This window comes from Parasegetibacter sp. NRK P23 (assembly GCF_023721715.1).
In the GTDB taxonomy this organism is placed as follows: domain Bacteria; phylum Bacteroidota; class Bacteroidia; order Chitinophagales; family Chitinophagaceae; genus Parasegetibacter.
Genome location: NZ_JAMDLG010000001.1, coordinates 2,684,522 through 2,699,183, shown reverse-complemented (window position 1 = coordinate 2,699,183; position 14,662 = coordinate 2,684,522). Strand labels below are relative to the sequence as shown.

The window sequence follows — 14,662 nt, the reverse complement described above, 5'->3', positions numbered from 1 at the left end:
GATTGAATTATTTCAGTTTTATGAACGGCCGGACAAAAACATGCCCGCTTCCTCCGCAGAGGAATTTTCGGATGGTTTACATGAATGTAATGCTAGAGTGCTGCGCTGGTCTCTTTCGGTGTAATAATGGCGCCATCGCGCAAATCCTGCATGCCTTCGTACACAATGCGGTCGCCTTTTTCAAGCCCTTCCTGCACAATGTAGTAATCGGCTACGCGGGTCTTTGGTTTGAAGTGCCGCATCTTCACTTTGTTCTCTTTGTTCAGGACGAATACGAAGTTTTTATCCTGGATATCGAAAGTGGATTTCTGCGGCACCATGAGGGCGTCTTCAATCTTGTTGGTGAGTCTTACTTTGCCTGAAGCGCCGTGCCGCAACAACTTTCCGGGATTAGGAAAACGTGCGCGGAAAGCGATGGAGCCGGTGGTTTCATCAAACTCACCTTCAATGGTTTCTATCTTTCCTTTGTGGGTGTAGGTTTCACCATTGGAGAGAATCAGTTCCACCTGGTCGTTTTCTTTGTCTTCTTTGTTGCGGTAGCGGAGGTATTCGTTCTCCGATACATTAAAATAGGCGTAGATGGCCCTTACATCGGATACGGTGGTGAGGAGTGCGCCCTCATTTACGAGACTACCAGCCTTCAGCGGAATGCGGTTGATGATCCCATCGAAAGGCGCACGGATGTTGGTGTAAGAGAGTTTCAGCGCGGCATTCGATTCGTTGGACCGGGCTTCGTTCACTTTAGCGTGTGCCGCGGTGAGCCGCGCTTCGGCCAGTTCGAGTTCTGTTTTGGAAATGACTTTTTTGTCTACCAGTAATTTCACTCGTTTTACTTCGAGTTCAGCGCCTTTTTCTTCTGCCATCGCGTTAGAGAGCAGGGCTTTGGCGGAAGCGAGATTCGCTTTGTATTCTTCATCGTTCAGTTTGAAGAGGATTTGTCCTTTCTTTACTTCACGGCCTTCATCAATTAAAATTTTATCGAGAAACCCGGATACTTTAGCGCGTATTTCCACATTTTGAACGGCTTCGATATCGGCCACATAACGGGTTTCGAGCATAGTATCTTTCTGAACCACGGTAATCACCGGGAGTTCAGGTTTCGATTGGGTAGTGGGAACTGCTGAGTTGGCTGTGCATCCCGCAATGGAGAACGCGCACAGTGCCAAACGAAAATCGTATTTCATTTGAAGTATTTTTTGATAAATAGGAATAGTGTGTTTATGGCACGCAATTCATGTTTATCAAAAGGGTTTGAGCCGGAAAAGATAATCGTGGTGAGCGGGAGAAACGTGTTCGCCATTCCATGTGGTGAAATGATGGAGGGAAGAACAGTCTGATGCTATATCTTCCTTAACGATAACGATGGGATCAACGCGGGGCGTGGTTCTTTGCAGAACGGCTTCTTCCTGGTCGGGCGCTTCAAGGCCGGCGCAACTAACGGAAGCATCTGAATCAAGGTCTTTCTTCAGCACCACATGTCCGATAGCGTCGAGGGGATTGGTCACACAGATCATGTTCTGCCGCTTCATGAGGCAGAAACCTGTGAGTAATAAAATAATGACCATCCACCGATGTATCAACATGATGCTTCTACAGTTTGGTTAAAATTGCTGATTGCCGGACAAGCCGGTTAAAAGTGGTGAGTGCTGGTTGAAATAAATGACGCGTGGCTAAATTACAGAAAGCCGCTTTGTTTTTGAAAGCATTGACAAAACGTTAAGATTTTTTTAAGAACCTTACTTGTTCACGCGCACCACGTATTTCTCTTTGAAATAATCTTCCTGGAAAAGATCGTACACTTCTGTAAGCTGCGGCCTGCAGCCACTTTCGGAGATTTCCTGGTGCAGGTCGCCTCCTTTGAGGCAGATGAGTCCGTAAGGGTTTTCGGGTTCGCCGCCTTTGCGGAGCAGCGGTCCTGCCCAGCGCCAGAGGTCCTTCAGTGGGGCCACGGCCCTGGAAACTGCGAAATGGAATTTCCTTCCTTTGATGTCTTCCGTGCGGGTATGTTGCGTGGTTACATTCTGGAGGTTGATGGCTTCTGCCACGGCGCGGACCACGTTCAGTTTTTTGTTGATGCTGTCTACGAGATGGAACTTTGTTTCCGGGAAAAAAATCGCGAGGGGAATCCCGGGGAAACCGCCACCCGTGCCGATATCGATCACTTCCATGCCGGGTTTGAATTCCGCTACGGCGGCAATGGCGAGGGAATGCAAAACGTGTTTTTCGTACAAACTATCAATATCTTTTCTGGAAATTACGTTGATCTTACTGTTCCAATCGGTGTACAAGGCTTCCAGCGCGGCGAACTGCGCGATCTGTTCCGGGGTGAAATCGGCGAAATACTGAAGGATCAGTTCCAGTTTTGACGGGGCTTTTTCCATAATGCTGGTGCAAAGATGCAATAATAAAAGAACATCCAGAGGTCGAACAACCAGAACCATGCGAACAGGTCGTTCTCCTGGAGTTTCTTCGCGCATTTATAATACACGATGCCTTGCGTGATGAGTTTGATGCCCAGGAGGCCGAGTGCGATGCGCCAGTCGGAGAAGATGATGGCCACGGCCAGTAAGGGATAGAAAAGAAAATGCGCCGCCGCGTACCCGCCCAAAAGGAAACGGTGCGTTGGTTTATAGTACCTGGCGGTGGAATAGTGGCGTGTTTTTTGGGCGAACCATTCCTTCCAGGTTTTCTTCGGCTCGGAAAGCGTGAAGGTGTCCGGTTCAATGATGATGCGTGTATTGGAACTGTTCGCTACTTTATTGATGAAAAGGTCGTCGTCTCCGCCCGGGATATGGTTGATGGAGGAAAAACCCTTATTCTTGAAGAAGAGTTGTTTTTTATACGAAAGGTTCCGGCCCACGCCCATATAAGGCTTCCCTGCCAGGGCGAAGGAGAAGTATTGCATGGCCGCGTGGAGTGTCTCGAAGCGGATGAGTTTGTTGAGTAATCCGGGTTTTTTATGGTAAGCGCCATAACCGAGTACGATTTCGGTGCTTTCGTCGTAGGCATCCTGCATTTTCTGCATCCAGTGCTCGCTTGCGGGCACGCAATCGGCATCCGTAAGCAGGAGTATTTCGTGTTTCGCTTCTTTGATGCCGATGGAGAGCGGGTACTTCTTTCCGGCAATCAGTTTGGCTTCCTGGTGCAGTTCTATTACATTCATTTTTTTGAATGTTTTCTGCAATTCCGCCAGCAGGTACCGCGACTCATCGTTGGAGTTATCGTTCACCAATATCACTTCGTTGGTGGAAGGATATTGCTGAAATAGTACGCCCGGAAGATTTTTAGTTAAATTTGCGGCTTCATCGCGTGCGCAGATGATCACCGAAACAGGATGTTGCTGGGAATGTTGTTTCTCCAGCGGCCGGTACCAGGCCAGTCGCCGGAAGAAATACAAATAGTAAACCACCTGAACTACGGTTGTCAGGGCGAAGAGGGCGAGTAGTGCTTCCCTCCAGGGTAGTTGCGTCATGGCTGCGAAGGTAAAAAAAATGTATATAGCATGGCATCATTGGCATTCAGTATAGCGGGAAAGGATAATATGTCGAAAGCCCGGGCCGGGGAAATGGTTACCGATCATGGTGTGATCCAGACGCCCATTTTTATGCCCGTGGGCACGGTGGGCAGCGTGAAAGCCGTGAACCAGCAGCAACTGGAGCAGGAAGTAAAGGCGCAGATCATATTGGGGAACACGTATCATTTATACCTTAGACCGGGATTGGACGTGCTGGAAAAAGCCGGCGGACTGCACCGTTTTAACGGATGGCGCCACCCGATACTGACCGATTCCGGTGGGTACCAGGTATTTTCCCTGGCCGCCAACCGGAAAATAAAAGAGGAAGGTGTGGTGTTTCAATCGCATATTGATGGGTCAAAACACCTGTTCACCCCGGAGAATGTGATGGACATCCAACGCACCATCGGGGCCGATATCATTATGGCTTTCGATGAATGCCCGCCTTACCCCAGTGAATACGGCTATGCGAAAAAATCGATGGAGCTCACCCACCGCTGGCTCGATCGCTGTTTTACGCGGCTGGCCGAAACACCCGATAAATACGGGTATTCGCAAAATCTCTTCCCCATCGTGCAGGGCGGTACATACAAAGATTTGCGCAAAACCTCTTCACAGTACATCGCTTCCAAAGGCGCCGTGGGCAACGCGATAGGCGGACTCTCCGTGGGGGAACCGGAAGAAATGATGTACGAAATGTGCGCGCTCTGCTGCGAAAATCTTCCTGAAGACAAGCCCCGGTACCTGATGGGCGTAGGTACACCCTGGAATATCCTGGAGAATATTGCCCTGGGTGTGGACATGTTCGATTGTGTGATGCCCACCCGCAACGGCAGGAATGGTATGTTGTTTACTTCTGAAGGAGTGATCAATATCAAAAACAAGAAATGGGCCGATGACTTCTCGGTAATTGATGCCGGAATAGATTGCGCTACCAGTAATTATTATACGAAGGCGTACCTGCGGCACCTTTTTGTGGCCAACGAATTGCTGGCCCTGCAAATTGCCAGTATCCAGAACCTTGCCTTTTACCTTCACCTGGTTACCGAAGCCCGCAAACACATACTGGTCGGGGATTTCAGCAGTTGGAAAACGGAAATGGTTGTTAAACTGAAGACAAGACTTTAGATAATTTTGGATTTTGGATGTTGAATGATGAATTTTGGACGCCATATTTATCAAATCATCTGCCATTCAAAATTCAACATTCAAAATTTAAAAAGTGGCCCGAAGCAATAAGATTCGCCTCATGAAGATTCTCGACTGGTACATCCTGAAAAGGTTTCTGGTCACTTTCTTCTTCACCATATTGCTGATAACGGTCATCTCCGTGGTGGTGGATACGTCGGAGAAGGCGGATGATTTCGTGCGGTCGGGGCTTTCTACGCCGGACATCATCACGAAATATTACTTCGGCTTCGTGCCGCATATCGTGGCCCTGATCTTCCCGCTTATCGTGTTTATATCGGTGATCTTCTTCACCTCCAAACTGGCGTTACGTTCGGAAATTATCGCTATCCTGGCGGGAGGCATCACCTTCAACCGCATGTTGAGGCCCTTTATTATGGGGGGCTGTATCCTCGCGGGCATATTATGGATATCGAATATGTTCATCATCCCCAAGGCGCAGGAAATACGTTCCGATTTCCAGATCAGGTATATCGATGGGAACAGCAGTTACCGCCAGGGTGGGGGGAATTACCAGAACTATTACATGCGCGTGGATTCCATCACCTACGTGGGTATCCGCTCTTACGATACCACCTCCAAATCGGCCGGGAGTTTCTTTCTTCAGCAGATCAAAAACGACAAGGTCGTATACAATGTGCGCGCGGAAAGGGTGTTCTGGGATACCGCTAAAAAGAACTGGACGCTTGAAAACGCGATAGAAAGAAAGATAAACGGGACGAAGGAAGAAGTGAAGATGGTGCCGAATATGCGCATCAGACTGAACTTTGTGCCGTCTGAATTACGGAAAGATGAATACCTGAAGGATAAACTGAGTTCCCCCGAATTGTCCCGCTTCATCGAACGCGAGGAACTCCGTGGCGCCGAGGGGCTCAATACACTGAAAGTAGAGCGTTACCGACGCGATGCCACGCCTGTAGCGGTTTTGATTCTGTCCATTATCGGGGCGGTGGTGGCTTCCCGTAAGATCAGGGGCGGAAGTGGTATCCACCTGGCTTTTGGGATTGTAACCGCGGCCACCTTCATCCTGATGGACCGGTTTTCGACCGTGTTCTCCATCAAAGGAAATTTTCCGCCATTGCTGGCAGCCTGGCTGCCAAATATTATATTTGCAGGAATCGCCTACTGGTTGTACAAAAAAGCCCCTAAATAAGTCAGCGCTCACCCTCACCTCCAGGTATTTTTTGTTCTGTAAGGCGACTTTACTTATTTTTATCGATTGAATAAATCTGTTTGTCATGGGTGAATTAAAAGACCGGTTCAAGCTTAAGGCGGATGCTTTAGGAGTAGAGATCAAGGAAATTTTAAAAGAGCACGGATCCAAAAAGATAGGGGAGGTTACCCTCTCCCAGATTTACCAGGGAATGCGCGGGATCACGGGTTTGGTGAGTGAAACAAGTTTGCTGGATGCCAATGAAGGCATTCGTTTCAGGGGCTATTCCATCCCGGAATTACAGGAGAAATTACCCAAAGCGCCAGGTGGGAACGAACCGCTTCCCGAAGGACTTTTCTACCTCATGCTGATTGGCGAACTCCCTACGGAGGCCGATGCACAGTATGTTACTTCTTTGCTGCAAAGAAGATCGCACGTGCCCAACCACGTTTTCGCGGCCATCGAAGCGCTGCCCGTAAGTTCACACCCCATGACGCAGTTCGTTACCGCGATCATGGCGCTGCAAACCGAAAGCTCTTTCGCCAAAAGGTATGCGGCGGGGATGAACAAAAAAGAATACTGGGATGCCGCTTTCGATGATTCGATGGACCTGATCGCGCGTCTGCCACGTGTTGCAGCATATATTTACAGAAGAAAATACCGCAACGGAGACCATATTCAACCCAACGGTCTGCTCGACTGGGCCGGGAACTTCGCCCATATGATGGGCTACAGCAACGAAAGTTTCAAGGAGTTGATGCGGCTTTATATGACCATTCACGCCGACCACGAAGCAGGTAACGTTTCCGCGCACACGACGCACCTGGTAGGCTCCGCGCTCAGCGATCCCTACCTGAGTTTCGCCGCTGGCATGAACGGACTCGCAGGTCCCCTCCACGGACTCGCCAACCAGGAAGTGATCAAATGGATCTTTGAAATGAGAGAAGCACTGGGTGTGGACCTCCCTTCAAAAGAACAGATCGCGGACTACGTAAAGAAAACACTGAGCGAAGGAAAAGTAGTGCCGGGTTATGGCCATGCCGTACTCCGCAAAACAGATCCCCGCTTCACCGCCCAGATGGCCTTCGGTAAACAACATATGCCCGACGATGAACTGGTGAATACGGTTTGGCGCGTTTATGATGTGGTGCCCGATATCCTGAAGGGACTGGGTAAAGTAAAAAATCCATGGCCCAATGTGGATGCGCACAGTGGTGCCTTGTTGGTACACTATGGTATGGTGGAATATGAATTTTACACCGTGCTGTTTGGTGTGAGCCGCGCACTGGGTGTGTTGGCGAACCTGATCTGGGCACGCGCGCTGGCTTTCCCGCTGGAGCGTCCGAAATCAGTGACCACGGACAATGTGAAGCAGTGGCTGGCAGGGAAAGAAGAGATTTGGGGAGAGTAATAAGATTGTTTAGAAATAAATAAGGGTTCTGTCGGAAGGCGGGACCCTTTTAGTTTTTGGCCTTATAGTATGAGGTAAAGAATAATAGAAAACAGTGGAAAAACTTTTTGGAAATTTAATTCACTCACCTATCTTTGCCATCCCAAAAACGGGGAATTAGCTCAGTTGGTAGAGCGCTTGCATGGCATGCAAGAGGTCAGCGGTTCGACCCCGCTATTCTCCACCAAGAATTGCCGAAAGGCCCGCCAAGTCAATGTTTGCGCAATTGTCAATCTTAATTCGGAACAAAACCCGGAACAAAAAGATTGATTATGACAAGGCAAAAAAAGCTCTACTCAACACCTACAATTTGTAAGTGTAAAAATGGTGAATGGTTTGTATTCTTCAGATTTCTGGACATAGAAACTGGAAAGTACAAACCATTTAAGTTTTCAGAAGGTCTGAACCGAATCAAAAACCCAAAAGAAAAGGAAGCAGAATTCAAGGCTCTTCGGCAAGCTCGTGAAATCTTACTTGAAAGCGGATGGAATCCAATTACGAAATCCTACCCGCTAAAAAATGCCCACGAAGAAGAATTGGCCGAATTGAGCAAAATGACGTTTTCTAAAGCCCTCGATTTTGCTTTTAAAAAGAAATCCGTTGATTGGGCAAGGAAAACGAAACTTGATTTTACTTCAGTGATCAAAGGAGTGAAGCAAGCGGCATCGGCCTGCCATCTGATAAACGAACCGGTGGCTTTGTTGAAGCGAGCGCATTATAAAATTTTACTGGACAAAGTTATTGAACTCCGGAAGTTCTCTTCCAAAGGCTATAATAAATACCGGCGGTTCCTTTCTTCTCTATTGAGCGAACTGGTAGAGTGGGAGGTATTGGAGTATAACCCCATCGATAAGATTAAGACTAAGGACGAAATCAAAACCGTCTGCCACCGGCCGCCAACTCAGGATCAGCGCCTGGTAATTGTAAACCGCATCAAAACCGAACACAGACCCTATTACCGGTTTATCTCGGTATTGTACGGCTGTACCATCCGGCCAAAGGAAATAACCGCCCTAAAGGTTAAGAACCTGCATCAGTTGGAACAGGTCTTCCGCCTGATTCCAGACGATGAAGGAAGTACGAAAACGAAATACGAGAGGGAAGTTGCAATTCCGGATTGGGTCCTTGATCTACTTATGGAAATGAACCTCCATAAGTACGATCCGGAATGGTACATTTTTTCGACCCGGAACAAATATGGTAGCTTCTTGCCTGGGCCAACGCGGATGCACCCCAATACCCCTTCAAACTACTGGAAGAAGATCGTAAAGGATCCTGTTGAGAAAGGTGGGCTCGGAATGGACGTTAACCAGTACAGTCTTAAAAAACTATCCGGAGATGATATGATACGCCTCCAGAGAAGGGAAGGGGTTGACAAGCTTCTGGAACTTCCACGCCAGCAAATGGGGCATACGGACAGCAAACAAACGGAGACTTATGTGACTGAACATTTGGAAGTGATGAAGGAGTTGGTGAAGAGGAAGATGCCGATATTGTGAAACTTTTATGGATTTGGTCTAGGCAAATAAGTAAGTTGTGAGTTCCCGGGTTTTGTATTATATTGTCGCAAATTCCTATTCGTCAATGTCAAATAATAGATTGGAGCTAAAGATCAAAAAAGATGCAAATGGCGTCGATATTGACTTAGAAAATCTTTCTATAGGTACTGTTGGCACGTTCATTACGTTTGTTGAATCTCTTAAATGTATTATTGAAAATTCAATTGCCAATGATGAAGTGAGAATAAAGATAACGAAGGGATCTGCATGCGTTTCAACTGAAGTAACAGAAGATCAAGTTATTAAACTTCAGGATGATTTTCAAAAGGTTGTTTCAAATGGATCACTTTCTAATCCCAGTATTTTTAATTCGTGGAACGCAATTCATGAGATCATTGCAGCAAACGGTGTAGAATATGAAGTAAACTTCTGTAAGAATGATATTACAACTTCAATCCTTGGAGAATTGAAGAATAAGGATATTTTCCGAGCAAGGCGAAGTAAAAGAAAAGAGAAAAAATGGCAGCTATTTTTTGAGACAGGAAGAATGTATGCGATAGGAGGAAAAACCAAACCTAACTTTCATATTACTAGGCGGTCGGACCATAAGGAGTTGGCATTTCACTTTGAAGAACGTTTTGCAGCTAATTATATCAAATTTCTATATTCGGATGTTTTTATTTCAGCATGGGGGTATCAAGAGAGTGATGGTAAATATCATTATCAAATTGCCGATGTATATGCCGAAGAGAATATTTATAACGATCTACGTTTGTTCTTTCAACAGCTAACTTTAGCTAGAGGTGAAGATCGTCTTCGACAGATTTTTGCCCAAATAAGGATTTGTCTTGACGATGGCAATTTTGGGTTACTCGCGAAAATATTAAGGCTTCTAAATAATGACTATTGGAATGTAAGTGATCTTCGAACTTCTTTGTTGATTACTAAATCATTTAAGCAGCATCCTAAAATTGCAGAATTACGAGAAGAAATAAAGGAAAAGCTTGAAAAGAAACTCGGACATTCAATAAAATAAACCAAAGCCAACTGACTCCATGCTTTCTTTTGAAGAGATTGATAAAAGTTTAGTATACTTCAATCAGGAAAATCTGCCGGACAATTACGTTGCAGCAGCAGTTAAACTTGACGAAAATGGTTCAGCATTTCACGCTGGCATCTTGATCTGCTTTGAAGCAACGTATTATATTTTACATTTTGACGGCAATACCGTTGACTTCAAAAGCCCGAATTTATCATCTTGGTATTTTCACAAGCCTCTATCAATTATTTTAAGTGACGAAGTAGAAACATTCCGAATTCATTGTTTAATGATTTCCGAAACTGCAAATCCTGAGCAGGGTTACTTTTTTGCCGGATCATATTATGATTCCGATGGTAAATGGTACTCGAAGGAAGGATTTCCAGAAAGAATGACTTGTGTTGGCTTTTGCATTTCCGTGATTATGGGTTTCCTGGATTCGCACACCTATATACAGTTTGAAGATTGGGATTCCAAAAGCATAGGTGATGATGAATACTTTAAAGGGTTTATCAGAAACTTCAAATTAGAAAATGCAGATACGGAAATAGACGAAGAATTATATCGAAAAAATATGCGAAGGATACCACCTCCCGAATTTTTAGCCTCCGCTTTTTTTGATAACCTTCCTATTCGAAAATCGCAAATTGATGAAATCATAGACCACATCACACTATCTCTTAAGTTTAAGTTTAAAGCACTTGCCCCGGGCAGCCTGTCTTAAGTATTGAATAACGATGGATGGTTTCAAAATGCACATTTCCACCATTGTGGTATCTAATACTTCATGGAAGTGTTTCTGATTGTATGTGCGCCAACAGTTTCCCATGGTAGATATTTACTAGATATTTGCTTAATTTCCGGACTCGCCAACCTAAAATTTGAAGATGTCCATTAATTCAAAATCGATTCTCCCAGTCCCATACCGCCGTCTTATCCATTCCGTCTGGCCGACCTTTGGCGCTCCTGATAGTGTAAACGGTTCGGTAATCGAGTTCTTCCGATGGAATCTCATAACCCAAGATTGCGCGGTATTCATCATCCGGAAGTTCATCTTTCAGCCAGGCATCTGAATAGGTTTTCGGAAGAAACAGCGGCATCCTGCCAGCGTTTTCGCCGTCATTATGAATCAATGCCATCAGGTCGTTTGCACCGCGCGTAATAAGGGTGTAAGTAAATCGCTCAACGATTTCCCCGGTTGTCTTGTCTGGAAGCTTTGCAACCGAATAAAGGCCGGGAAGATAGAAGATATCCTGATCCTTCGGCTTCACATGATACGGAACCTTGTTCTTTAAGTTGGTCACTCTCCGATGCTCAAATATGCCTGTAACCGGTATCAGACAGCGCCGGTTCCTGATCTTGTGCCAGTAGCTCTTCTGGTCGTCCAAGATTCTTTCGGCCCTGGCGTTCAGCATTCCATTTCTTCTTGTAAAGGGTGGCTCTTCTTTTTCCCAATAAGCAATCACACCCCATTCCATCTTTCGAATTTGAAAAGGTGGCTGTTCCCTGGGAGAAAAAACTATTGGGTACTTTGGAAACACAGCAACTCCTTGCACATGATCGACCGGACCGAAATTGTTGTCCGGCTCGTGCATGTAAGAGCCAGAAAAATCTTTCAGCAAGTCGCTGGCCTTCGCTTTAAATGAAACATCATAACACATATCTATTCCGCTTCAACATCGGTCATGTAAATGTTTACAAACGCAAAGCCTTCCTGGTTAAACTCCCAAACCGGCGCCGCCGATCGGAAAGTTCTTTCCGGGAAATTCAAAATACTTCCTTCAGTTGGAGGGCAGGGGATGTCCAGAATTATCTTTTCGCCTTCGGGCGTATTGAATATGACTTCCATGTTACTTTTTGGATGAATTTAAGTATTTCTCCTTGAATTCACGGAAGGTGGGGGATGGAAGGCGCTGCCATTGGTATTTGCTTCTGTTGCCGTTCAGCTTTCGCTCTTCATCTTTAATACGCTGTAGTTCTTTTTGCCATTGAGCATAGAGCGGTTCATTATGTTCATGAATCGGCATCTGCACTACCGGCGAAGGCGCTGGACGGAAGAGCTCATCCTGGAAGAGGTTATACCAAATGTTTTGCAGCTCATGGATATAATCGATGACCCGGTTCCAGGGAGAATTTTCAATCGTTACACGAAACCGATCACCTTTCAATTTCAGCACCCAAACCTTTACTGACCCACAAGACTTGTAATAATTCCCACCGGAGTACACGAATCCAAGCAAACTGAGGTGTGGCGGTGTAATGGGAATCGGCCCCAACTCATGCTGTATCTCCCGGATTTGCTCCATGAGTTCAGCGCTCAACTTTACTGGTTTGCCATTCAGTTTCAAATAGTTGGTTATTCGGATGTCACTTGGCTCGATCATTTTATACAGATTGGCCTGCTAAAATACTAAAAAAATTAGCAATATGGTGTTGGTATTTACCACACCGTAGATTTAATGTTCCGGATCAGTGACGCTGATTGAGAGTTTATTTGTATTATATAAAATTGTATATTGATATTACCAAACTCCTAAATCAACATTTAAACCTTAGACATGAAAGAAATCCAAGAACTCCTCTTTATTCTTGCTTCAGCTATTGGTAGCATCGTGATTTTGTACTTAATAATTTCTTCCGCGAGTAGAAGCAGGAGTATTCAACGCAATACCGAAAAGACAGCGATGCTCACAGAACTTATGGCCAAGCAATTGGGTGTGAGCGAAGATAAAATTGATGGTGTAAATAATTAGTCGATAGGGATAAATACGGTTAATATAAAATCTTACTATGGACGAAAGTACTGAATTCAGATTACGAGAGTTTGATCGTAAGCATACAGAATTACGAAGCAAAGTTCTTGTTGAAAATGATATTGAAGTTCTTAAAAGAATCAGATTTCAAGTTCAGGATTTGCTGCAAGAAATTTGGGAAATAAAAGATTCAAACAAGTTTTCTTCAGCTATTAATGAAGTCGAAAGGTCATTGTCTGGTTTGGAACGAACTATTGAATTGAAAATCGAAAATGCTCAAAGTTAACGAACAAGATTGTCGTAATTCCAACGGGTACTAATAACTTATCGTTTAAATGCTATGCGCCACGATCCATACTACCGACACACCAAAAAAGCGTCTTGGGTTCCTGTTTCATTCGTTACCATGGTTACTGGATGGAGTGGTGAAAAACTAAGACAGGCGAGAAACGCAGGTATAATTGAATGCGATGTGAAGGCCGGACACATGCTCTATAATATTGATAGTTTACATCCTTACTTTATTGTCAATTATTGCCGATGCTGTAAGGACGCAAAAGATTCAAAAGAATCTTTTTTAATACCGTTTCATTAAAATGTCTTTTAAGATGGAGCAGAAGCTGACATTTGAAGAGATTCCTGCCGAGTTAATGCGGCAAAGAAAATTGATCCAAGAGATTCATTCTATGTTGCAAATTCTGCTTAATGGCTCAAATACATCTGGCCAGGAATATCCAATAAGTGATAAGCAAGCAGCTAAAGTGTTGGGTGGACTAGCAGTAGCAACGGTAAGAAGGATGGTTGCAGACGGCAGGATTCCGGGTTATAAAAAGGGAGGTAAATACTACTTTTATGAAAGCGAATTGAATGAATCTATTAAAAATCAAGCGATAAAAAGAAGATAGGAGTTTATGGCTGCCATCTTCTGGCTGCGTGTTTATCACTGATCAGAGCCTGAATTATAACACATGCCTGATCATAATATTCTTCAACGATAAAATGAGGCATTCTTAGTCTTTCTGCGACCTCATCAGAAGACTTGTTTTCATTCCTGATTTGAAGAAATATAATCCAAAATAGCCCTGGCTTGTACCAGTCGCGGGATTTATGCCTTTCTAACAATTTGATTGCCTTTTTCGCATTTTCGGTCAAGCAGTATTCAATACTATTCCTTTCGCTGGAAACCCTTGTTGTAATTATACCAGAAGCGATTTTTTTCCCGAGGTGCGCACCAATTGAGTGAGGAGTAAAACTATCATACTTGTAAAGTAAAATTTCTTCTATACCTCGAATTGAACAACAGAAGTCGTTGTTCACAATTACGTGCAGACATTTTTTTGGAAAGGACCATGCCTGTTGTAAAGGAGCCTCAAAAAGCGTTGAAATTTCATATAAATGCCTTGCAACTACACTCGGGGATAACATGGTTTCATGATGGAGCTTTTGTTTCTGCATTTTCCTGACGTAGGGAATCTTTTTGATTATTACCCTTCTGGCCAAAAGGCTGCTTTGGAGTTCTTCTCTCGCTTTTCCCAGTATTGATCTCAGCTCCGGAATTGTTATTCTTATACCGTTGTTACGCAGGCACTGAAGTGTCCCACCTTCCTCAATAGCAACGGACTGGGCCATTATGCACTCCCTTTCAAGATAAGATAGCTTTGAAATTTCGTCCTTGCAGATGTTTAGCAATTCTTCTTTATCATCAGTATTCAGGTCTTCAATATCAATGAAGGCATCACCATGAATCTCATCGATCCATTCTAATGATCTGGCTTCTTTTCCGATCACTTTTCGCAAAATTAATGATCCTTCTTTTGACATGGACAACATGCTGTTATTCAGATACCCCTTCCAGAAGTCAGAAGCATCCATTTCGCGAAGCTTATCGATGCTTGCATTTAGCAGCCGAAGAAAAATTTCGTTTTTCGCATCATCGAATGTTTGTGTGTCTCTTATGAGTTTAGACCTGGACTTTAGCGACTTCACAATCCTGTCAAAAGTTGGGCTCTTGTACCATCTTTCAATTATCGCGTTCCTTTCCTTTTCTATTGGCGTTAGTTCCATGG

17 protein-coding genes and 1 tRNA gene are annotated in these 14,662 nt (G+C 44.7%); 10 read left to right on the top strand and 8 right to left on the bottom strand.

The window, feature by feature from the left end:
- Positions 1 to 92 precede the first annotated feature (92 nt).
- The 4 genes from M4J38_RS11080 to M4J38_RS11065 all read right to left on the bottom strand — a co-directional run bounded on the left by M4J38_RS11080 (position 93) and on the right by M4J38_RS11065 (position 3,472).
- Complete coding sequence (locus M4J38_RS11080; protein WP_251759637.1) at positions 93 to 1,184, bottom strand: efflux RND transporter periplasmic adaptor subunit; 1,092 nt, start codon at positions 1,182 to 1,184, stop codon at positions 93 to 95.
- A 57-nt stretch (positions 1,185 to 1,241) separates the two neighbouring features.
- Positions 1,242 to 1,583 (bottom strand): hypothetical protein, encoded by a 342-nt coding sequence (locus tag M4J38_RS11075; RefSeq protein WP_251759635.1) that lies wholly within the window; start codon positions 1,581 to 1,583, stop codon positions 1,242 to 1,244.
- 153 nt (positions 1,584 to 1,736) lie between these two features.
- Positions 1,737 to 2,381: a 16S rRNA (guanine(527)-N(7))-methyltransferase RsmG gene (gene rsmG / locus M4J38_RS11070; RefSeq protein WP_251759634.1), complete on the bottom strand. Its 645-nt coding sequence runs from the start codon at positions 2,379 to 2,381 to the stop codon at positions 1,737 to 1,739.
- On the bottom strand, positions 2,351 to 3,472 hold the full coding sequence (locus M4J38_RS11065) for a glycosyltransferase (protein WP_251759633.1): 1,122 nt from the start codon (positions 3,470 to 3,472) through the stop codon (positions 2,351 to 2,353). Before M4J38_RS11065 ends, rsmG begins: the two co-directional genes overlap by 31 nt.
- Before the next feature lie 30 nt (positions 3,473 to 3,502).
- Between M4J38_RS11065 and tgt the strand changes: the two genes are divergently transcribed.
- From tgt to M4J38_RS11030, 7 genes are all read left to right on the top strand, one after another.
- A complete protein-coding gene (gene tgt / locus M4J38_RS11060; protein WP_251759632.1) occupies positions 3,503 to 4,642 on the top strand; it encodes a tRNA guanosine(34) transglycosylase Tgt in 1,140 nt (379 codons plus the stop codon).
- Between the two features lie 121 nt (positions 4,643 to 4,763).
- Positions 4,764 to 5,855: an LptF/LptG family permease gene (locus M4J38_RS11055; protein WP_251759631.1), complete on the top strand. Its 1,092-nt coding sequence runs from the start codon at positions 4,764 to 4,766 to the stop codon at positions 5,853 to 5,855.
- Positions 5,856 to 5,940: 85 nt separating this feature from the next.
- Entirely contained in the window at positions 5,941 to 7,266 is a 1,326-nt protein-coding gene (locus M4J38_RS11050) for a citrate (Si)-synthase, eukaryotic (protein ID WP_251759630.1), read from the top strand.
- Between the two features lie 150 nt (positions 7,267 to 7,416).
- Positions 7,417 to 7,492, top strand: a tRNA-Ala gene (locus M4J38_RS11045).
- 85 nt (positions 7,493 to 7,577) lie between these two features.
- Complete coding sequence (locus tag M4J38_RS11040) at positions 7,578 to 8,804, top strand: tyrosine-type recombinase/integrase (RefSeq protein ID WP_251759629.1); 1,227 nt, start codon at positions 7,578 to 7,580, stop codon at positions 8,802 to 8,804.
- Positions 8,805 to 8,889: 85 nt separating this feature from the next.
- On the top strand, positions 8,890 to 9,840 hold the full coding sequence (locus M4J38_RS11035; protein WP_251759628.1) for a hypothetical protein: 951 nt from the start codon (positions 8,890 to 8,892) through the stop codon (positions 9,838 to 9,840).
- A gap of 19 nt (positions 9,841 to 9,859) precedes the next feature.
- Positions 9,860 to 10,567, top strand: coding sequence for a hypothetical protein (locus M4J38_RS11030; protein ID WP_251759627.1), 708 nt, complete (start codon positions 9,860 to 9,862; stop codon positions 10,565 to 10,567).
- 175 nt (positions 10,568 to 10,742) lie between these two features.
- Here the strand turns inward: M4J38_RS11030 and M4J38_RS11025 are convergent, their stop codons facing one another.
- From M4J38_RS11025 to M4J38_RS11015, 3 genes are read right to left on the bottom strand one after another with little or no spacing between them, the layout of a single operon-like run.
- A complete protein-coding gene (locus tag M4J38_RS11025) occupies positions 10,743 to 11,504 on the bottom strand; it encodes an SOS response-associated peptidase (RefSeq protein ID WP_251759626.1) in 762 nt (253 codons plus the stop codon).
- A 2-nt stretch (positions 11,505 to 11,506) separates the two neighbouring features.
- Positions 11,507 to 11,692, bottom strand: coding sequence for a hypothetical protein (locus M4J38_RS11020; RefSeq protein WP_251759625.1), 186 nt, complete (start codon positions 11,690 to 11,692; stop codon positions 11,507 to 11,509).
- 1 nt (position 11,693) lies between these two features.
- Positions 11,694 to 12,227: a hypothetical protein gene (locus tag M4J38_RS11015; protein ID WP_251759624.1), complete on the bottom strand. Its 534-nt coding sequence runs from the start codon at positions 12,225 to 12,227 to the stop codon at positions 11,694 to 11,696.
- Between the two features lie 174 nt (positions 12,228 to 12,401).
- On the opposite strand from M4J38_RS11015, the gene M4J38_RS11010 reads away from it, so the two are divergent.
- The 3 genes from M4J38_RS11010 to M4J38_RS11000 all read left to right on the top strand — a co-directional run bounded on the left by M4J38_RS11010 (position 12,402) and on the right by M4J38_RS11000 (position 13,501).
- Positions 12,402 to 12,596 carry a hypothetical protein gene (locus M4J38_RS11010; RefSeq protein ID WP_251759623.1) on the top strand — a complete coding sequence of 65 codons (195 nt, stop codon included), beginning with the start codon at positions 12,402 to 12,404 and terminating at the stop codon, positions 12,594 to 12,596.
- 37 nt (positions 12,597 to 12,633) lie between these two features.
- The gene (locus M4J38_RS11005; RefSeq protein ID WP_251759622.1) at positions 12,634 to 12,882 is read left to right on the top strand and encodes a hypothetical protein; all 249 of its coding nucleotides are present in this window, start codon (positions 12,634 to 12,636) and stop codon (positions 12,880 to 12,882) included.
- Positions 12,883 to 13,204: 322 nt separating this feature from the next.
- Positions 13,205 to 13,501 (top strand): helix-turn-helix domain-containing protein, encoded by a 297-nt coding sequence (locus M4J38_RS11000; protein WP_251759621.1) that lies wholly within the window; start codon positions 13,205 to 13,207, stop codon positions 13,499 to 13,501.
- Positions 13,502 to 13,505: 4 nt separating this feature from the next.
- Here M4J38_RS11000 and M4J38_RS10995 read toward each other — a convergent pair whose 3' ends face one another.
- The gene (locus tag M4J38_RS10995; protein ID WP_251759620.1) at positions 13,506 to 14,660 is read right to left on the bottom strand and encodes a hypothetical protein; all 1,155 of its coding nucleotides are present in this window, start codon (positions 14,658 to 14,660) and stop codon (positions 13,506 to 13,508) included.
- Positions 14,661 to 14,662: the final 2 nt, after the last annotated feature.